Raw genomic sequence first — 19,259 nt, 5'->3', positions numbered from 1 at the left:
ACGCGTCTGATAAATCGTCATTCAGCTACATTATCCAATTCTTTTTGCCGTCGCATCAAAACCGCTTTATACGCCAGCCGTGCTTTTTCGATTTCGTCAGGCTTTCCTTCCAATAAAATCTGAGCGTCAAGATAATCATTTCGGACTTGCATAATCATATCGGCATATTCGTTAATAACGTCTCCCGCCGTTTTAACCATCACAATTTTTCCGCCGTTTAGAATGGCTTTAGGCACGATGAACCTCCTTTATTACTCCGACATATTCCTGGGAAGGCTCAAAACTAACCACAAGCGGATAATTGGGCAAAGTTTCGATTTCCAGTACTTCCCCGACTTTTTTATCTACAAGCGTGCCCAGGACATTGAGCTTGGCGCTGCCTGTGAAAGTTTCACTCTTAATATGAACTCTGATTAAATCGGCAGCGGCCTTTTCGATTTCCCCGGTCACAACATGTTTTAACTGTACATTACCCGCCTCGTCTACCGACTTAATAAGAAGCAAGTTATCCTCATACCAATTGCTTTTGATTACCGTTTCACCCCTGGCAGCAGCATCCACGGCACAAGGCTGGGCAAGCGATACCGCCATCACCTTATCGCCCTTTACGATATACCAGCAAACTTTTTCAATCATCCCAACCCCTCCAATTCCGTTAAGACATCATTGATTTCAGATACAGGAGCGCCCAGACATTTCAATAGCTGCACTTTCAGAAACAGGGCAGGTTTCTTCCCGCCGGTCATTAAAGGATAGATTTGATTGATGATAGTTAACGCATCCTGATACTCGCCTTTATCATTTAAAATAATGGCTCTTTGGAAAAGGGCGTTGTTGGCCTTGGGATAAGCCGTTAACACAGCTTCGCAGATCGCCAGCAATTCATCCAGATTTAAAACCATGGGCAAGGTCTGTCGCACCCGGTTCATGTCATCGAACCACTGATTCTGTGCTGCGGCGTTATCCTGTACCTGCCCGGCAGCGGTAAGATACTGAATAATACCGTCTTTGTCCTGACAGGCCAGGCGATTGATTATTTGTGGGCTTGCCGCCATATTTCTTCCCTCCGTTTTATGAGGTATTGCGTGGCAAAAAAGCGAGCATGGTGTACTTTACAAAGGTTAATGGTTCCGCAGTATAAACCACCGTTCTTTTCAGCGTTTAATGCCGGGCACCGCTTGCAGCCGCTGCCTATATCGCACGTAGCACAATCCTCAAAACCTTGTATGTTGCTAGTCGTACAGTTTTGAAATACCGCCATCTTGCTTTCATCAATCCAGCTATCCACGTCGCCGACACTGAAGTCCCGGCGCATTTCGGGATTTTTGAACCGGAAGCAAACGTACAGCTTGCCGGTATAGTCCACCGAAAGTCCTGTCTTTGTGGACGGGCAAGCAGGGTAGCGGTCATGCACCGGCATGAACGAACCAATATCAAAGGCATTGCACCATACCTTGGAAAAGTACTCGGACTGCAGCATAAGATTAGCGATTTCGATGAGTTGGGCGTAAAATATCTCGGTGTATTGATCTAGCCGCCAATTCTCGTCGTCAAAGACAATGGATAGCGATAGATTATAAATCCCCAAATCCTCGACTAAATGCCGGATGCCTTTTGCCAAATCGCTCACATTTTCGCTCGATACGGTAACCATCGCCGTAGCACGGCCGTCCTGTGTCGATTTCCACCATTCGACCTGCGGGGCGATCCTGTCGTAAGAATTGCAGCGCAGTTTGTTATGGGTTGCAGGCAGGCCGTCGATAGAAACGCCGCATTCGATTCGATGGTTTTCAAATAGCTTCCTCACTTTAGCATCGCCAAACAAGGTGCCATTCGTTACCAGCTTGTAGCGGATCGGTTTGAAGTTTTGTTCGCCTCCGCCCTCGGCAATTTTTTCTTTGATATAAGTAATGCATTGATCGATTAAGTCCGCTTTCAGCAAGGTTTCGCCGCCGCAGAAGCCAAAAGTCGTCTCGGGAAAAGGATGGGTATGAATATCTTTTGCAAAGATTTGGTCGATAAATTTCCTGGCCACTTCCCATGACATGCTATTAGGGGCTTTATATTTTTCGTAGCAATATTGACACTCTAGGTTACAGTCGTCCGTCACCAGGAAGGTATATTTTCTGTAGGGAGGGGCAAAGAACAGCCCCTCCTTGAATGAATATCTTGGAGCACTTATCATTTGTTTTCTCCCTAAAATAAAATTACCCGTTGCAGCAAGAACAGCTACACGGGTCGTACGCGTACAGCGTTAACGTATTCCCTGTTGAATAGTTGCTGTTTGGCGCAACCGTAACCGCGGCCCCCGCTGCAAAGCCCCCAACCTCCAGGGGACTTGTACTGTTAAGGACATAAGCGACGCTATTTACTAACACTCTGGCGGGGTAGTACGATACTGACGAAACGTGAAACTTGACTGCTCCTGTATTGGTCGTGCTGTCGCCAACAAGGGTAAACGTATTCCTGTTGCGGAGCGCGCCGCTTTCATTCACCACATTGTAGGGATCATAACCGGCCGAACCGTCTATTTTGGCAGCAAAGGGGTTGCTGCCCCAGGCAAATGTTCCTAGCGGCGGATCGTCATTTTGAGGGTTCTGAATGATAATGGCCCCGCCTTTGCAAAGGCCGTTGGCGTCAAAAAAGTATTTCAAATTATTTCACCCCAATAATCATGTAGTAGGCGGTGCAAGCCTGCGCGCTCTGTACGTTAAAGCCGTGTGTCGCCGTCACGACCCTCGTTGTCGGGTCGGCGTAGCACTGAAAGGTGAAACCTGGCCAAGTACCGCCTTCGTTTACGTCAAATGCCGCCGTATTGAAGTTATAGGGCGAAACAATCCAGGCGCATTGCGCCTGGGTGTAGCCGGTGGGTAGCGGAATCGTGCCGCCATGGGCGATGGTGCCGGAAAGAATCGTCACCACGCCCGTCGGGTGGGTGTGATTGGCCAGCGCGTATCCGTCAGCGGCAACGCCGCCTAAATAGTTGGCGTTGCCGTTCAGCACGGCTGGATCGGACCCAACCACATTTTTCACCTTGATGATGAACATCAGGGCGACGTTGCGGGGGCGGGTCTCCGCGCCGCCGGTGGAAGACGTATAATACCAGGAGTTATTCGCATCCGTACTGCCGGAGCCCCTTTGATTGTCTCCGTCATAACCAGCGGCCCACCCCCAGGGAGGGGTAGTTACATTTTTCGTTTCACCCCACGGCATAATGTGGTTATGGCTCTTGAACAGGTCGGCCTGCCAGCTTCCCATAGCACGCCCTGCGTCAATGCCTCGATTGTTATCAAAACCTCTTAAAAACTCGCCCCGCAGGTCGGGTAGGTTAAAGGTAGTCGAACCGTCGCCAGCTCCGTAATTCGTGCCGATCACCGCGAACAATTCCGAATAAACGGTACGGCTTAACGCCTGCCCGTTGCATTCCAAGTAGCCAGTAGGAATTGAAGTGCTTGTGGTCCACGGAATAATACCGCCGATAGGAACGCCTGTGGTAAGAAAGTTTGCCGGATTTAATCCCTGTAAAGTGTCAGCATTCAGACCACTTCCTGTCCCCATGTTACCGGCGTGCCAAACGGTATTCCCGGAAACCTGGAGCGTCGAGACAGTGTTTAAACTATTGTTTACGGGGTTATATTGCAGGACGTTCCGGTTGTTAACCCAGTCATACAGACCGATACCGCCGTTGTTCCCGTAAATGCCCCACTTATTTGCGCCGCTTACGCTAAAGATAATGTCTTTTTCGGCACCCGCGACATCAAAATACATATTCCCAGTCAGCGTGCCGCCGGTTAAAGCAAGGCGGGCAGCAACCTGGGAGTCAACATATTCCTTATTGGTATAGGTTTTAGTCAGGTCGGCAATTAAGACCCAGGTCGGTGTTAAATCTTTCAACTCAAATATCTGGTTTAAATCGGTCCGAAAACAAAGCATCCCGACCTGAAGATTCGTGGTCGGGAAAGAAGTGCCGGAATTGCAGGACATGATCGTGAAATCATTATTCAGTATTTCCTGGCGGCTGTTGGTCAGCGTTTCCGTACTCTGGATATTTACAAATTGCTGCATTCGCATCTCCCCTTTTAATAGCCGTCGGCAGACCAGACAATTGTCCCGGCAATAAGCTGGCCGTCGTTGTCTTGAATCTGCACATAAAACCCTTCGTCCGTGATCCGGGTAATATCCGGCGTCCCGATGCTGCCGCCCCGAAGCTGGACCAGTACCTCGGGAGGTGCAAAAAACCGCACGTTATACGGAACGAAGGTGTTTTCCGCCGGGATGGCGCATGTTCCGCTGTCTCTTTGGTCAGGCACGTCCACGGTAAGCTGCCAGTTGGTAATCTGCGGTCTGCCGGTGGTCAAAGGTCCTGTGAGAATAAGGGCAATGAGCGCTTTTTGGTATTCCAGCTCGCCGGGAACAAACTTGGTGAACGGGGTATAGCCGACAGGCGAATTCAGGTTCAGAAAGGCCTCCAGGGAAAGGTCGCCTGTACCGAAGGCAATGTCGCTTAGAACGGCGTTGGCGTTTCGCAAATAGGCCTCGACAACAAAAAACGCCTCCGCTTGCGTGAGGTGGTACACGCTGGCGATGGCGTCCACAGTATGTAAGGCTTCTAAAAGCATTCGCTGGAACTGAGCGGTGTTTTTCTGGGCTTCCGTGATCGCAAGCAATTCCCCGAGCCCTTTCCTTGCGTTCTGGGAATAGGAATCGGCCGTGGTGAAAGACTCGAAAAATGGTTTGTTGCTGTTATTCATCGACGTTTCCCCGCAGGCGATATGCTCTATCGCCCGGTAATTGAACTCGGTGATTTCATGATAGGTCTCGGCGGCGCTCCATGCCTCAAGTGCAGCAAGAATTACGCTCCATACCGGCTGGTTGTCGGTAGCTTGGAAGAATTCCTGGCTGATCTTCGCTGTCAGCCGGGAAGCCAATTCCGCTGTTGCCCAGCCTTCGCGGTTCACCTTTATCACCTCACGGCTCATGGCCTCATCTGCCGCCCAGTCCTCGGCTTTAAGAATTTTAGGCATCCGCCAAGCCGTTTCCGCTGTCATCCAGCCTTCGGCAAAGGGCATGGACATGGATTTCACAGGCGCTTCCACCGTTGTCCACCCTTCAAAAATACGCAGCATGGGCAGCCAGATATCGGCCCAGCCTTCGTTGATTCGCCATACCTCGCTGTTGTTGTGAGCAAAAGCCTGTGACCACAGTTCCGCCGCATGCCAGTTCTCACGCGGATTCAGGCTGTATCCTTGGTTCCAGGCATCCGCTGTTGCCCAGCCTTCGCCCACACTCAAGGTATAACCGACAGGATAAACGGTATCCCAGGTTTTCCCGCCATCGGGATCGTTCCAGGCAAAGCTGGCGGTTCCCCAGGTGTAGGCGCTCCCTGGCGATGAAGTCACGTTAACCGTTGTCGCCATTGCTATTTCCTCAACTTAAAGTGAACTGGAACTGGGCCGTCAGGGTGTCGTTCGCGCCTTTGTTAATCACCGAAAAAACAACCCTGTCCAGCATCGTGCCGGAGTTGGCGGTTGTGCTGTTGAACACGCCGGCCTCAGTAATGGCGGCGGTGGCTACGCCGGGGTTAAAGGTCGCACTCAGGGTAAATACCTGCGTCCCGACGGTATGAGAATAGGTTGCGGCCTGGCGGGCGACTTCCGCCGTCAGCGCGGTTTGCGAAGCCACCGGGGTATTCGTGCCGGTTCCCAAGGCGATGGCGTTCATGACGTTGGCCGGCGTGCCGGCGATCTGCTGGCAGATAAAATCAAAGCCGCCGGCTACGATGATGTTATCTTTCCGACGGACTTCCACTGTGCCGTCTTCTTTTTTTAAGGTTAGGCACAGGCTGCCTTTGACTTTTACATCGCTTTTCTCCACGTGATCTGCCTCCATCAGTTTAATTTCGGATACAAAAAAACGGCTGTGAAACTTCCAACCGGCCCGTAAGCCGCCTCGGAGTTTCCTGCCGCATTCGCGCTGAACGAATACACATATAATTTTCTCGTGGTCTGGGTTTGCACAATTCCAAACGTCAGCCAGTCGATGCTTTTGAATTCTACCCTTGCCTCATTTCGATTTCCCAGATGGTCCGCAAGATAAAAAACTCCCTTACTCGCGTCGTAGCCGACCATCAGGCGGCCGCCCGCCCCCTTGAAGGTCATATAGACCACGTTGTCAACAATTGGCTGGGTAACGTTTATATAAAAAACTACATTATATATCGCCGGTATGTTTATTCCCCAGGAAAGCTTCGTCAGGTCTTGAATAAATGCTCCCTGCCGAAAACGACCGCTCGCGTAAGTAACTTGCGCGGCCGCCTGCGCAGGTGTGCCAAGGTCGCCATCTGCTGTGCCGTCAAGGGGGAGGGACTCGATGATATTCGGAGGGATGCCCTTAAATAGCGAAATCTGATGATCCAGCGTAATGCCGGTAATGTCGCCGTCCGGTTCCCAGGGGGTTTGCGCCTCGGCGTCGTCCCAGGTAAAATTGGCGCTGCCCCAGGTAATACCGGTGTCCTTCACGCCAATCATGTCGGCCAATATCGTGTTTCTGGCGGTGAAGGATTTTCCGAGATCCACTTCGACAATATGCTGGCCGCGTATGGCCCCGTCGGCGAGTTGCAGGCCACCGTCATGGACATAAGTATTCAGCGACGCCCCAGTCCAGCCATTCGCCGCCTGGTCGATGGTGATCACGGCATTGCGGTTCCCGGAATCCACAATGACCACGCTGTTATTTTGCGCGTTTACGCTGTAATTGCCGTAGCTGTCGATGGCCTTGATCCAGAAGCTGTGATCACCCGGCGTCGGGAACAGACACCGGTAGTAAGGACTCGTCGTCCTGCCGATACGCTGGCTCAGTTCCCAGCTTGCGCCCCGGCGGATTTCGTAGGTGATATTGGCCCCGGAAACCGGCTGCCATCTGAAATCCAAATCGTCACCGATACGAACCACATCAAACCCCTGCACATCAGGCGGTACGCTAAACGAGGCCAGGATGGTGGCCGGCGCTGGCGACACGTTGCCGCTGGTGTCTATGGCTACAATGTGAAAAGCATATTGACCCGCCTGAGTAACCGGCACAAACAGACAGGTATTCATGATTTTATCGGCGATCAAGACGCTGGCGTCCATTGAGACGTTGTTTGCGCCCTGATAGACATTGTAGCCGGCGAGATCAATTTCGCTATTCGCCTGCCACAAGAGCAAGAAGCCGCCCGTTACTTCCTGATACGCGAACCCCTCTACACTCGCCGGCGGAGTAATTTTGCCGGCGATGTAGAAGGGTTTGGAGATAACGCCGGGTGATACAACGCCGATGCCGTTTACGGTTGAGACCTTCACAAGGTAAGTGGCAAGGGCTTTCACGTTGAGTATCGTTGTATTAGCCGACCGGATGCCAGCCGCCCATAAAAGCCAGGAGCCGCCGTTATCGCTGCTATACCAGACGGAATATCCCGCGACGAAGCTGTTCTTCGGCGCGGCCCAGGAAACATGGAGGACGGAGACGATGGTTCCATCCGTTTGCATGTACGTTTCCTCGCCGCCGCTCAGGCCGGTGACTTCAACAGGGGAGGTGTCAAACGAGCTGTAGTTAACAACCGGCGCGCCAATTTCCTCATCGTAAACCGCCGCGACGTACTCCACTCCGGTGATCTTGACCTTTTGGTCGCCGCTTTTAGCGATGCCGACGACTTTAAACGGCTTGGTTTCCCGCCCGACCGGACCGAAAGCATAGACATCGTACCGCCGCGGAACTGCCGCGAACGGCGTCACTACTGTAAGTTTGTCCGTGGTCATATCTTCACCGCAGATGCTTACCGGCGCATCGATAATCTCGTCGGTGTACAGCCGAATCTTGATAGCGTAGGGCTGATTAGCAAGCAGCGTGACCTCTTTATCCAGCGTAACCGTGGTTTCCGTCGCCGAAACGATCCGGCCCCCGGCGTCACCCCATTTAGGGATATCGTGCTGCACGTCGACAATATCGCCCAGGGTGCAGGCTATGGCGTCAATATCGGCTTCCCAGTTCTCGGTTCTTACAAGGTACTGGTTGCATCGTGACAAATACGCCGCCTCGGCGTAGGCATGTCGGTAGTCGGTGATGCCATAGTAGGTCGTCCGCACCGGGTTGCTGACAACGGCTGACGTCTCATAGCCCGGACCGTAGTAAACCGCCTCGTCGGCCGCGTAGTTTTTCTCCTTGTTGTAAAAAGTCACCTCGACGCTGGTAGCCCGGTCCTTGGTGGATTCGAACTGGCCCTTGAAGGATTTTTGCGTAATATTGCCCACGGTGAAGAGCTGGGTTGACGTGCCGGGCATGTCGCAGATACAACTGTACAGCGTGCCCTTGGGGATGACCGCGCCCCGGCCCACAATCGCCAGCCGCGCCAAGGCGTCCCAGAATGAGAGGTCCTCGGAAAGATAAATATTGAGACTAAAACGGTAATCCCCGTTCACCTTCCCGTCGGCATAGACGGCAGCGGCTGTGAAGGCGTTGTAATCAATTCGGCTGGCCGGGTTGCCGTCAATGCAATACTCGTACTTGCCGGTGTGGATGTTTTTCAGATACTTGCAGCCGTGAATCAGGTCGTAGCAGGCCCAGTACGGGTTTGAAGCCCGCTTCTGCTCGTATTGGCCGGTATTGGGATTCAAAACATAAACAGTAGAACGAGTCTGCTCCCAGGTTACGGTGGGATCGGAGCTTGACAGCTGGTTGGTCGCCAGCGCCCTGATGCCGACTAAAACCCTGTTGGGATAGGCGAAATCGTCATAGATAATCTCGGACAGGGTAATCCAAAAAACGCGGGTCAAGTCCCTTGTTGATGTGCCGGATTTCCCCGCACAGCGCACCCGGACGACATACTGCCCTGGCGTCAGATTATCTATTCTGTAGGTCGTCCAAAGGGAGGTGTTTTTTGAGTTAGAAGTTGTGCCGCCGTTTGTCAGCGGCCACTCGGTCCAGGTTGTCGTGCCGATCAGCCTGTACTGCGCCTCTACCGTTACCGAAGCCGTTCCCAGGCCGCCGTCGTCGTTGATGTGGGCAAGGCCATAGGGGAACTCGACCGTAATCTGCAAACCTTGCACTGCGGTCCCTATCGTCTGCTGAGTCGACCAGTCGCCGGCGGTATCCAGTTCATAGCCAAGCTCGTAGTCGGTGACCGTGTCGTTGAAGTTGGGGATCGGCGTTTGATCGTTGGTGCCAAACCGGATGTCGTAGGTAACGTTTGTGTAGTTTCCGATAGGGTTGCCGTCGATCAGGATGTTGTCAATGGAGTCAACCGGCCCTTCGCCGCCCGAGTAGAGCAGGTTCAGGTACTGGCTATTCCCGTCGGACGTGACGAACCGGCACAGCAAAACAGGCGATATCCGGACCGTCCCGTAGGTTTTCGCCACCGGCGTTCCCGGCTTGGCGGTAGGCTGCGGGCCGTTCCAGCCATAGGTGGTGGACTGCTGTTGTTCCTGCTGTTTCGGCGGCGGCAGGATGGCGTTGGCGATGCGACCGCCGATATATGTGCCGACAGCCCGCCACAAGCCCTGCATGAACGTACTGCTGCCGCCGAGAGGGGCCAACAGATTGCCGAACCAGGTCATCACGGCAATGTCGAAAACAGCCCGGAAAAAGTTGGATAACCCCTTGGCAAGCACAGGGTGCACAACCACACTGTCCTCATCGCCGGGAACTAAAGTGCCCCATTCCTCTTTTTCCAGCCGGTGGCCGTTTACGCTGACGGAAAAGTCGGTATCCGGCCACAGACGGATGATGGGCGCGATATGTTCGGCGATGGTTGGTCCGGCGTCCACGTATTTAATTTCCCGCTTGTCCGGCGCGACCGGATTACGGACGAAAATCAACTTCACGGCAGCCACCCCGGCACATAATAGCCTTCGATCCGTTTTTTCCAGAAAACATGGTCGGTCCGGGCGATCACCACGCCGGCTGATTCATGAGCATGAATAAACTTGCCGGCGCCGAGGTAAACGCCGATATGGTCACATATCCCCTGCGTTGTAAGAACAATGAGCGCGGGGACCGGAATCTCCCCGGCACACCGCAACCACCCCCCACGGTTTTCTACGAACCCGCTGGCAACCGACTCGCAATTTAGCCGGTAGTCCGGCAATTCAATGCCAAAACGGCGAAATATCTCCACGGCAAGCCCCCAGCAATCCCACTCTTCAGGTCCAGTTGCACCTTCTTTGAAACGCCTTCCAACCAGGTCAGATATTAGATGCATAGAAACCTCCCATGCCAGGACAGCCGCCGAACCGCGTCGTGTTGCCGCGCAGCTTGCAGTCGGCCAGGGTATGGCTGCAGGTCGGGTACTGCGCCAGTGTTGCCGCCGGTATGCCGCATTTGATCGAACCGTACTTCCAGCAGCAGAAGTCCGGCAAATACCTGTCCGCCAAAGCCCGGTAGTACATCCAGAAATCCGACCCCAGGGTAAAGGTGACCCACTCTTCATCGTAGGAGGTACTTTGCACATTGAACGATTCCTCAATCTCCGGATTCGTATTGTCCAAATGCGCCGCATGGACCAGCCTAATGACAATCACGCAATCAACCAGACCGTTATATTCCTCAAGGTACGCCTGGACGACGCCGGAAACGTTCGATACTTGAACGGTGAATGTTGACATCGACTTCATGTCCTGACTGTTGTCCGAAAGCAGCATTGGAATCGGCTCCCAGACAATATTCCGCCAGATCACAACCTCGTTGTTTTTCGCCAGATAGGCGCTTGTCCCATCAGGCAGCTGAATTTCGAACAGCACAATCCACGGCTTGTCATTGGCAAGCTTATTTTTTTCGATCAGGCCGGCGCTCGAAAACGGTAACGGCATAAGTTAGGCCTCCACAATCGATATTTCCACATGCCAGTAGCCCAGCAGCGTCTTCGCGGCTTTAGGCGGGGAAACGAACTGCATGTTCACCGGCTGCCCGGTGTCCTGGTCGGTCCAAACAAAAATGTTGGCGTAGTTCGCCAACACAAAGGCTTTGAACAGTGCGTAATCTGCGTTCGTCATCGCGACCCAGGTGAAGTTCTTGCCCATGACGTTCCGGGTATAGCGAGGGCGGCTAACCATGTAGCCGCCGTCCACCGGAGAGTTGATTCTGTTATCTTGAAAGACATCCTCCTGCGGCCCGGATGGCGACAGCGACGGCGGCGCGATAGCCGGAAAAGAAGGATAGTCCATATATTAACCCCTCCCGAACAGCAGGTCGCGGGACCCCGCGAGGTTTTTGTTCACGCCGTCGACGAACATCTGCATCAAGGTGGTGTGGGTAGCCGGATCGTATTGGGCCTGCTGCGATACCGTGAGCTGTTGACCGCTCCGGTTTATGACATTCACGTTTACGTTCGGGCTGGTCGGTACGACAGACGAGTTGGCCATGGTCACCGACTCGCCGGCCGTATAGACGTGTGCTGTATCGCCGAAATACGCCAGTTCCGGGCCTTCCTCGCCGACGATTGTCCAGCCTGAAACGTCGCCGCCCAGAGCGGCAAAGCCCAGGCCGGAAGCCTCCGACGGGCTCGGGATGGAAGTTAATCCCGCGCCGCCGGTTGTCGCGGTCTTGGCGGCGCCGGCGGCCGGCGTCCCGACCATACTGCCGATCAGTTGCTGCAGCGGACCCAGAATGTACTGCTCCGCCCACATTTTGACGAACATTTTCTCGATGTCTTGAACGACGGACTGAAAAATGTTCCGGAGCGCCGTGGTGGCGGACATTCCCTCTGTGACCATCTTCGTGAAGGTGTCCGTCGTGGTGCTTTTAATATCGTGCCAGGCATCGACGATAATGTCGGCATAGTTGGTTTGTTCATCCCGGATTTCCGTGAAAGCGACTTCCCAGGCCGTCTTTGCATTGGTGGCGGCCATTTGGTGCTGCTGTGAAATCGCATCGGCGAGCTGGCGCTGAATTGCGAGCTGGCGCTCCGCATCACCAGTCGCGGCTGCATACTGGTCATTTAGATCGGCAATGTACTGATTGAGTCCCTGCTGACGGATGGCGTCTATCTCGTCCTGCGTTTTGCCGGCAATGGCGACTTGCAACTGGGCGCTTTCCAGGGCGTCGCGGTCCTGCTGGAGCAGATTGTCGCCCTTGGCGTAATCCCGCTTTCGGGCGGCCAGCTTTTTCTTGGCCTCGGCGTCCGCGTTCGCCTGGTTTATAGCTTCTTGATCGTTGCCATTCTGAGCGATGGCGTTGATTTCGGCCTGACGTTCCTTCTCGATCCTGGTCAGCGCGATCTGATACTCGGCATCAGCTTCCGCATTCTTATCATTCAGCAACTGAGCGTTCATCAGAGCCGCCTGATCCTTGACATCCTGCCACGCTTCACGCCAAACCCGCTTGACTTTTTCCGCCGCGACCTTCTGGTATTGGGTGATTTTCTCAGAGAGGCCCGAGGCGTCGCCGCCGTTCTTGGTGATCTCGGCTACCTGGTTGTTCATGCGCTGGACTTCATCGGTGATGTTCGCCATCCCGGCCTCGTAGGCAATGCTGGTGCTTTGGGCGATCCGTTTATTCAGATCGGCCATGAGCTGGGCCGCCTGCTCGTTGGCCCGCTGGATTTGCGCCAGGTGGTCGTGAACGGAATGGGTCGGATTTTTCCGGCCGGCCGCCTCGATGGCGGCCATCTGGGCGGCCAGAGTGGGGTCAATATTGCTGCCGTCCTGGAGCCAGGGCTTGTTATTTTCCTGTTTCTGTCGCCAGGCGGTGTAGGCGGCATGTTCTTCTTCCTCAGCGTCCGTCATGGCAACCCGCTCGGTATGTTCGGGCACCCAATAGCCGCCCATTTCGGTGCCAGGAGCCTCTTCCCAGTGGCCGGCTACGGTGCGGCCGACCAGGTGCTTTCCAGGCCGGCTGGGATCGTCCCAGACCTCCGCCCTGGGGTTGTAGCTCTGAACCTTATGAAGCCCATCCAAATACTCGACCAGGGCTTTTATAGCGAAGCCTGTGGCCACAGCCACGCCGACCCAGCCGCCGGCCAAGGCCCAAAGGCTTGATAGGAAGTTGCCGGCGGCCACTTTTGCCGTTGCCATCGCGCCGACCGTTTGCTCGCCAGCGGCCACCGCAGCAACTCCCCGTGCAGCCGTTGCGGTTGTCAACTCCGCCTCGGCTGTTGCGGCCACTCTCGCGGAAGCGGCGCTCATTTCATTAGCAGCAACAGACTCGGCTGCGGCGATTCGGGCTGCTTCGGCCTGAGCCGTAAAGGCGGCGGTCATATCCGCCCGGATTTTCGCGGCCGCGGTCGCGCCGGCATTGGCGATCTCGACGCACTTCTCGGAGATAACCGCAGCGGTTTCCTCCGCGCTCAGGCCCGCCTGCTGTGCGGTTCTTACCGCGTCGGCCTGCATCTTGGCATACATTTTATCGCTCGCAGCGACGGCCCGAGCGATAGCTCTTTCCTGTGCAGCGGAAAGTCCATCGGCAGCGGCAGCCTGCGTGGCAGCCGACGCGGCTGCCTGTGCAGCTGCGGTCTGCCATAAGGAGGCGATGGCACTGGCGGCGCCGCCTGCCAGCTGGATGCCTTTATACGCGGCAAGCAGTTCCAGGGCGTCCTTTGTCAGTTCAACGATTCGGATTTTATTCTCACTCAGGAAGGCAGCCGTCGTCTGCAGGCCAGACATGATCGGCGGAAACAACTCCTGCGCTACCGGCGTTAAGGCACCGGCAAGCGCCAGCCCGATCTGGCCGGCCTGCATCGACACGACTTCCATATTCAGTTTCAGATCATGCAGTTTTTGAGGGTCGAGGCCGATACCCTGGATTTGGGCGGCTTTTTCGGCAGCCTCGCCGTAGTCTTTTAGCGTTTTGACGAGCGCCATGCCACGCACGCCCAGCGTTTCCATGATGAATTCTTGCTGGAGGCCGTTGGCTTCGGCCAGTTTGTAGCCCTTGCTGAGGTTCTCCAACTGCTGGTTCAACGGCAACAGTTTACCGGCACTGTCGGTAAGAGATACACCAAAAAGCGCCAGGGTGGCACGGGTTTTTTCCCCGGCCTGCCCTGACGCATTAAAGTTCTTATCGAGCCGCAGCATGGCGCCCGCGAATGAATCGCCGTCGGCGCCGGTCAGTTTTAGAATCCTGGATAGGTTTGCGGCCTCCTGTGTGCCCACGCCGAGCCGGGTGCTAAGTTGATAAACAGCCTCGCCGGCGTTGACGGCACTATCGACGATGGCGCCCAGGCCGAAGCCGCCGGCGGCAAGTGTGGCCAACCCTGTAAGCTTGCCGATCATGCCGCCGATGCCGTCCGCCGCCCCGCTGATCGCGCCGGTGAAGTTCGTGATGGGGATTGTGGAGAAGGCGGTTTGTACACGGGACTGACTGTCGTCCAGAGTTTTCTTCAGCCCGGAGTTGTCGCCCCCGATTTTGACTAGGAGTTCAGCGATAGTCGACAATCCTCACACCCTTTCCTTTCTTAGGATATCCTTGAACTGCTCGCGCAGATATTCCTCATCGTCGCTGCGTTTTTGCTTGCGCTCGCCCCGGATCGGCTCAAGAAGATCGGCAACGCCGATCGGCTGGGCCAGGTATTTGCCCTCGATGTTCATCAACTGGCAGACGAAGTAGGCGATCATGTTTTCCTGCTGTCTCCGGCGCCAAGAGTAGCCTTCCAGGAGCAAGATGAATTCTTGTGGCTGCAATCGGCCGAACTCCCAAGGTTTCAACTCCAGCTGACCGTAGGCCAAAGGCTCCGCCCATTCAACCCACTCCGCAAAAGACTCGAAGGTTACGCCTTGGGCTCTTCCGCGTTTTTTCTTTCCTGATCCACCTTTCCGAAGATGCCGGTGGCCAGGATGGCCTGCACGATCGGTAGCGCCAGCTCGTCCAGGTTGCCGCCCTTGTCGAGATATTCCTCGATCTTCTCAGCCATGAGCGCCGCTGTCGGCCGCTTATAGTGGTGCTTTAGGCCGACCAGGCAGCCCGCGATGCAGAAGTTAATGCCGGCGTCCTGGCGCCGGACCACGTTTATGATGGAATCGCCCAGCACTTTCTCCAGCTCGGCAAGGCGAACGATGTCGAAGTAAATGGTTTGCCCGGCCTCAAAGTGGTCAAAGGGAATTATCTTTTTCATAATTTCCTCCTTGATTAATAATTGTGGATGAAGGGTTTCTTTTTGTGTGAAATTCGGATATACTGAAAGTAAGAAATTCAGAAAGCGGAGGGCGTCAAAATGACAGGCCGCATTGAGGTACGTAGCCGGAACCAAGTGACCCTGCCCAAATCACTAACCAAGACCCTGGCAATCCGTGAGGGCGACATACTGGAGTACACTATCGAGAACGGCAAAATCATCATCACACCGAAGACCCTTGTTCCTAAGGAGCAAGCATGGTATTGGTCGAAGGAATGGCAGGCCGCTGAGAAGGAAGTGGAACAGGAAATAGCCGAAAAGGGGCACGGCAAAGAATACTCGGCGGGCGAACTCTTGGAGGAAATCAAACGTGCCCAAGATTAGCCGCAGTGACAAGTTCATAAAAGAACTCCGGAAATTGGTCGGCAAGGGTGTTCTCACCATCGAACAGGTCGAAAAGTTCCTGCGGCTCATCGAAGAGAATCCACGGCATCCTTCATTACGCATCAAAAAGATTCAGGGGACTGCGGACATTTTTGAGGCATCGGTGAACATGAGTGTCCGTGTCTCTTTCCAATACATCAAGCCTGATACGGTCTATTTGCGGAATATTGGGGAACATGACATGACCCTCAAAAGACCTTAAGGGGTAACAACTCCCATCGCCTATAGGCGGTGGGAGTTGTCATATGCCCATGCCCGCATAGCGCGACCCCGGCCGGCCTTTCTTTATTCCTCCTTTAGGAAGGGTCGGTAAGATCGGAGAGCGGGCCTACGCCGTCAATGGTACCCTTCAGCGTGGCGGCCTGGTTGTATTGGTTGTCGATGGTCAACTCGGAGATGGAGCCCCAGCCGGTACGATACTTTCCGTCCGGATAAACGAACTGAATGTTGACCTGCTTGCCGGCGTTAAAAGCTGTTTCCAAGGCGGTAATGCCCGCGTCCTGGAGCAGCACCAGGCCGTCCAGAGAGATGGACCAGGACAGAAGCCCGACCAGCGAAGCTTTCCAGCCGCCGGTGGTCTTGTCAGAGGCGTCGATGGTGTCGCCTTTCCGGGTCAGAGTGCCTGCCCGCTGTCCGCCGATGAGCGTCCAGATCGGAACCGTAGCGGTGCCGGTGTTGATATAAAGCAGATAATCCTTGCCGACCGTAGCCTGGGCCGGTGACGGATTAGTCGGTAGATTCACGGACATGTTATCAGCCTCCAGTGTTTTGAATGCTTATGACGACGGTGAGAACGCCGTGATAGCCGAACTCTTCCTCGGCAAACGCCTCGAAGAAATCGATGTCCTGGCTGATGACAAAAAAGCCAGGCGCCTCGATCGAGGCCGACGAAACCACCGTGGCAATGTCGTTGGCGACCGCGTTGATCTCCGCCTTGCCGTTGTAATCCGACCAGATGTGTATCTGGATCGACGCCTCCCAGATATCCGATGTTTTATCGGGCAGCCGCTTACAGGTAAAAGCGCCGATTGTGATATACGGGAAAACAGCATTCTCCGGGACGTCGTCATATACTGGCGTTGTCTGCCCGGCAGACAATAAGCTAAACAGCCCTGTCTGCAGGGCTGTCATGGGTATGCGCCGCATGATAATCATGGTTTGATCGCCGCCTCAGCCGACCTGACCAGGTTCGGTTTCTCGTCCTCGAATGCAGGTCGCATAAAAGGAAACTCCCGCCGCGCCGGAATGTTCGCGGCAGCGGCAAAACCGCTTCCTGTCAATGCGCTACTGTGCAGGGCCTTCTTGTTTTTTGGCCGCTCTTCCGCGGCCCTGGCGCCGTACTCCACCAGGTGGGCGTGCGAAGATTTTGCCCGGACAATGCCGATGTTTCGAATGCCGTCGTAGGACATAGAAATGCCTTTTACCAACCCTCCGGACTTCACCCTCGCCCGCCGTTTTGCGCCCAGCATGATGTTCGACGTTGAGGTTTGAACTGCCGAACGCAGTTTTGCCTGGGTCTGGGCGTCGTAAGTTTTGAAAGCTCCGAGGGACCGTTGGAGATCGTTGATGCCCAGATTTACCGTGAAAACAGCCATCTCAGTACACAACCTCCCGGCAAACAATCACTGTGGTTTCCCGATCGATGTCATAGGTGTGCAGCACGTCGTAGGTTCGGCCTTCATTCTGGGCACGCCAGCCGCGCTTGATGTCCGTCCGACGCCGGATGGACATCAGCCTGACCAAATCGCCGACGACCGTGCCGACGGCTGGAATCTCCTTGACGTTTGGATTCCTAAACTCCGCCCACACCTTACCGACAGGTTGGTAAGTCGTTTTCGAGCCGCCCATTCCGTCCGGAGTTTTAACAGGGCGAAGTAGGGTAATCCGCCATTTCATCCGCCCGATAATCATGGCGACACCGGCGGAACTGGCGGATTGTCCGGGTCACCGGCGGGAAGGTCCGCATAATCCGCGCAAAGTGAAATGTGGTTTATGAGCGCATCAATGGTGTGGTCCACTTTGGCGTCACGGCCGACAACCGTGTCGTCCCGATTTTCATACCAATGCGCGCAAAGGTACTTGACCGCCATCTTCCAAACGCCGTCGGTCGGGTCGTAGACCTTGCCGGTCATGCGCTGCAGATACCCGATGGCGCCTTCCATAAGGTCCTGGATGAGCGCATCCTCGTCATTGCTGTCGACCCGAATGTAAAGCTTGACGTCGTCAAGCGTGAGAGCCGTGGCCATGATTAGTCACCAGCCTTGGCTTTTGCCTGAGCCTCGGCGGGAACTTCCGGCGCCGGATCGGACTCAATATCGAAGTCCTTCAAGACTTTGAGATTCTCCCGGACCGTGGCCAGAGTTTCCGCATCGGTCGGTGAATAACCCCGCGCAAGAATATCGGTGATGATTTTGTGGTTCAGATCGGCAAAGGCCGCTGCCACACGGTCAATTTTTCTCATCTGTGTTTCACCGCCTTGAAAAAGTAGAGGCGGACTATGCCGCCCCGTTATTACTTAACCAGAGTGACCAGGGAATTGGGGTCGACGACTTTGCCGTCGGCGATCATAACCGCCCTGGTAACCCAGTCGTCGCCAACCCAGATCTCCTGATAGCGCTGGACGTTGATATTGTAGTTGGTGTTCAGCACATAGTCGCTGAAATCAAACAAAAACGCCCACACGGTGCCGGCGGTCAGGCTGGTGGAGAAGGCCGGAAGGTAGTTGCACAGCACAACCTCGCGACCGAGCAGAGTGCGGGGAGTTTTGCCGGGAATACCTTCGTTCACGCGGGCGATCGGCTGACCGGCGGTATCGGTTTCACCCAGCATGGCGTTCCATGTCTGCTTAGTCATGCACCATTTCGCGGTTGCCTCGTAGGCGATATCCAAAGCGCCTTCGGCGGCGATAAAGGACTTCCGCGAAGGGGTGCCGGTAATTACCTGGCCGGCGTTGACCGGTGTGCCGGCCGAAATAATACCGGTAGGTTGGCCGCTGCCGGAGCCGGAAATGATCGCCTGCTCCAGCGCAATGACCATGGCTTGGGAAACATTGTTGATCAGAATGGCCTCGAACGCGGGCACGGCCATGGTATCAACTTCCAGGCTGACGGCAACGGCGCAGCGCAGTTTATAGTAACCGAAAATGATGGAGCCGGTGGTCTTGGCCTGCTTGCTGCTGCCCTGACCTTCGGACACCCAGGTAGCTACCGGCTTGACGCTGGAATTCGGAATGGCCACGCCGCCCCGGTAGTTGGTTTGGGTGATGATCGGCAGAATCATGCCGCTGGCCAGCATTTTGTCCACAACTGTATTGAGGACATTCTCCGGAATCGGAGCACCGGTGGTCATGGTGGTGGCGTCGGCCCGGAACTCCTGCGGAAGCGGAGTGCCGCGGAGAACATAGTTCATAAAGGCGGTTCTGTACTCCATGGAAGTAGTGTCAACGCCGGAGCGCTGCTGCTCTTCTTCCGGGGCGACTTTGGCACCCGGAGGCAGGATAATTCTGCCGCGAACATCGCCGGTATTCAGTTTGCTGGCGATGTCCAGCCGCTTTTGAATACCGCGTTCCTCTTGCTCCAGGGCCTCCAGTTCGGCCTGGATGGCATCCAGGTCGCACTCGTCGCCGGTTTGAAGCAGATTGCGGATTTCAGTTTTACGGGCGAGAATCTCTTTCATTCTCTTGTCCATATTGAGTGCTTACCTCCAAGTTGCGATTTTGTTATCGAATCGGATCGAA

The 19,259-nt window shown here is 54.9% G+C and carries 24 protein-coding genes; 2 read left to right on the top strand and 22 right to left on the bottom strand.

Annotation, left to right across the window (positions count from 1 at the left end):
- Positions 1-17: 17 nt before the first annotated feature.
- The 15 genes from P22_RS16180 to P22_RS16110 are packed head-to-tail and all read right to left on the bottom strand — an operon-like array spanning position 18 to position 15,079.
- Positions 18-236: a hypothetical protein gene (locus P22_RS16180; RefSeq protein WP_054261269.1), complete on the bottom strand. Its 219-nt coding sequence runs from the start codon at positions 234-236 to the stop codon at positions 18-20.
- Positions 229-636, bottom strand: a complete 408-nt coding sequence (locus tag P22_RS16175; RefSeq protein WP_054261268.1) for a hypothetical protein — start codon at positions 634-636, stop codon at positions 229-231. Before P22_RS16175 ends, P22_RS16180 begins: the two co-directional genes overlap by 8 nt.
- Positions 633-1,055 carry a hypothetical protein gene (locus tag P22_RS16170; RefSeq protein ID WP_054261267.1) on the bottom strand — a complete coding sequence of 141 codons (423 nt, stop codon included), beginning with the start codon at positions 1,053-1,055 and terminating at the stop codon, positions 633-635. Before P22_RS16170 ends, P22_RS16175 begins: the two co-directional genes overlap by 4 nt.
- Entirely contained in the window at positions 1,034-2,185 is a 1,152-nt protein-coding gene (locus P22_RS16165; protein ID WP_054261266.1) for a radical SAM protein, read from the bottom strand. Before P22_RS16165 ends, P22_RS16170 begins: the two co-directional genes overlap by 22 nt.
- Positions 2,186-2,207: 22 nt before the next feature.
- Positions 2,208-2,654, bottom strand: coding sequence for a hypothetical protein (locus P22_RS16160; RefSeq protein ID WP_054261265.1), 447 nt, complete (start codon positions 2,652-2,654; stop codon positions 2,208-2,210).
- Between the two features lies 1 nt (position 2,655).
- Entirely contained in the window at positions 2,656-4,065 is a 1,410-nt protein-coding gene (locus P22_RS16155; RefSeq protein ID WP_054261264.1) for a phage tail protein, read from the bottom strand.
- A 14-nt stretch (positions 4,066-4,079) separates the two neighbouring features.
- A complete protein-coding gene (locus P22_RS16150; RefSeq protein WP_054261263.1) occupies positions 4,080-5,417 on the bottom strand; it encodes a hypothetical protein in 1,338 nt (445 codons plus the stop codon).
- A gap of 10 nt (positions 5,418-5,427) precedes the next feature.
- A complete protein-coding gene (locus P22_RS16145) occupies positions 5,428-5,874 on the bottom strand; it encodes a hypothetical protein (protein ID WP_216598095.1) in 447 nt (148 codons plus the stop codon).
- Positions 5,875-5,888: 14 nt separating this feature from the next.
- Positions 5,889-9,857, bottom strand: coding sequence for a host specificity factor TipJ family phage tail protein (locus P22_RS16140; RefSeq protein WP_054261261.1), 3,969 nt, complete (start codon positions 9,855-9,857; stop codon positions 5,889-5,891).
- Positions 9,854-10,234, bottom strand: a complete 381-nt coding sequence (locus P22_RS16135; RefSeq protein ID WP_069972853.1) for an NlpC/P60 family protein — start codon at positions 10,232-10,234, stop codon at positions 9,854-9,856. The genes P22_RS16140 and P22_RS16135 overlap by 4 nt, the downstream gene beginning before the upstream one ends.
- The gene (locus P22_RS16130) at positions 10,218-10,841 is read right to left on the bottom strand and encodes a phage minor tail protein L (protein WP_054261259.1); all 624 of its coding nucleotides are present in this window, start codon (positions 10,839-10,841) and stop codon (positions 10,218-10,220) included. Before P22_RS16130 ends, P22_RS16135 begins: the two co-directional genes overlap by 17 nt.
- Positions 10,842-10,844: 3 nt before the next feature.
- Complete coding sequence (locus P22_RS16125) at positions 10,845-11,195, bottom strand: hypothetical protein (RefSeq protein WP_054261258.1); 351 nt, start codon at positions 11,193-11,195, stop codon at positions 10,845-10,847.
- A gap of 3 nt (positions 11,196-11,198) precedes the next feature.
- On the bottom strand, positions 11,199-14,402 hold the full coding sequence (locus P22_RS16120; protein ID WP_054261257.1) for a coiled-coil domain-containing protein: 3,204 nt from the start codon (positions 14,400-14,402) through the stop codon (positions 11,199-11,201).
- Between the two features lie 3 nt (positions 14,403-14,405).
- The gene (locus tag P22_RS16115; RefSeq protein WP_054261256.1) at positions 14,406-14,693 is read right to left on the bottom strand and encodes a hypothetical protein; all 288 of its coding nucleotides are present in this window, start codon (positions 14,691-14,693) and stop codon (positions 14,406-14,408) included.
- Between the two features lie 41 nt (positions 14,694-14,734).
- Positions 14,735-15,079, bottom strand: a complete 345-nt coding sequence (locus P22_RS16110) for a hypothetical protein (RefSeq protein ID WP_054261255.1) — start codon at positions 15,077-15,079, stop codon at positions 14,735-14,737.
- 99 nt (positions 15,080-15,178) lie between these two features.
- Here P22_RS16110 and P22_RS16105 point away from each other — a divergent pair, with 99 nt between their 5' ends.
- Together P22_RS16105 and P22_RS16100 are read left to right on the top strand one after the other, a co-directional pair.
- Positions 15,179-15,463 (top strand): AbrB/MazE/SpoVT family DNA-binding domain-containing protein, encoded by a 285-nt coding sequence (locus tag P22_RS16105; protein WP_054261254.1) that lies wholly within the window; start codon positions 15,179-15,181, stop codon positions 15,461-15,463.
- Complete coding sequence (locus P22_RS16100; RefSeq protein ID WP_054261253.1) at positions 15,450-15,725, top strand: type II toxin-antitoxin system RelE/ParE family toxin; 276 nt, start codon at positions 15,450-15,452, stop codon at positions 15,723-15,725. Before P22_RS16105 ends, P22_RS16100 begins: the two co-directional genes overlap by 14 nt.
- Before the next feature lie 94 nt (positions 15,726-15,819).
- Here the strand turns inward: P22_RS16100 and P22_RS16095 are convergent, their stop codons facing one another.
- From P22_RS16095 to P22_RS16065, 7 genes are read right to left on the bottom strand one after another with little or no spacing between them, the layout of a single operon-like run.
- Complete coding sequence (locus P22_RS16095; protein WP_054261252.1) at positions 15,820-16,272, bottom strand: phage tail tube protein; 453 nt, start codon at positions 16,270-16,272, stop codon at positions 15,820-15,822.
- A 4-nt stretch (positions 16,273-16,276) separates the two neighbouring features.
- Positions 16,277-16,678 carry a DUF3168 domain-containing protein gene (locus P22_RS16090; protein WP_054261251.1) on the bottom strand — a complete coding sequence of 134 codons (402 nt, stop codon included), beginning with the start codon at positions 16,676-16,678 and terminating at the stop codon, positions 16,277-16,279.
- The gene (locus tag P22_RS16085) at positions 16,675-17,118 is read right to left on the bottom strand and encodes an HK97 gp10 family phage protein (RefSeq protein ID WP_054261250.1); all 444 of its coding nucleotides are present in this window, start codon (positions 17,116-17,118) and stop codon (positions 16,675-16,677) included. The genes P22_RS16090 and P22_RS16085 overlap by 4 nt, the downstream gene beginning before the upstream one ends.
- A 1-nt stretch (position 17,119) precedes the next feature.
- A complete protein-coding gene (locus P22_RS16080; RefSeq protein ID WP_054261249.1) occupies positions 17,120-17,434 on the bottom strand; it encodes a phage head closure protein in 315 nt (104 codons plus the stop codon).
- Entirely contained in the window at positions 17,431-17,769 is a 339-nt protein-coding gene (locus tag P22_RS16075; protein ID WP_054261248.1) for a head-tail connector protein, read from the bottom strand. Before P22_RS16075 ends, P22_RS16080 begins: the two co-directional genes overlap by 4 nt.
- Positions 17,770-17,771: 2 nt before the next feature.
- Positions 17,772-17,984: a hypothetical protein gene (locus P22_RS16070; RefSeq protein ID WP_054261247.1), complete on the bottom strand. Its 213-nt coding sequence runs from the start codon at positions 17,982-17,984 to the stop codon at positions 17,772-17,774.
- 50 nt (positions 17,985-18,034) lie between these two features.
- A complete protein-coding gene (locus P22_RS16065) occupies positions 18,035-19,210 on the bottom strand; it encodes a phage major capsid protein (protein ID WP_054261246.1) in 1,176 nt (391 codons plus the stop codon).
- Between the last annotated feature and the right edge of the window lie 49 nt (positions 19,211-19,259).

It is taken from the genome of Propionispora sp. 2/2-37, from assembly GCF_001298735.1.
Taxonomy (GTDB): Bacteria; Bacillota; Negativicutes; order Propionisporales; family Propionisporaceae; genus Propionispora.
The sequence above is the reverse complement of the archived record's forward strand: the minus strand, read 5'-3'. Positions and strand labels throughout refer to the sequence as shown.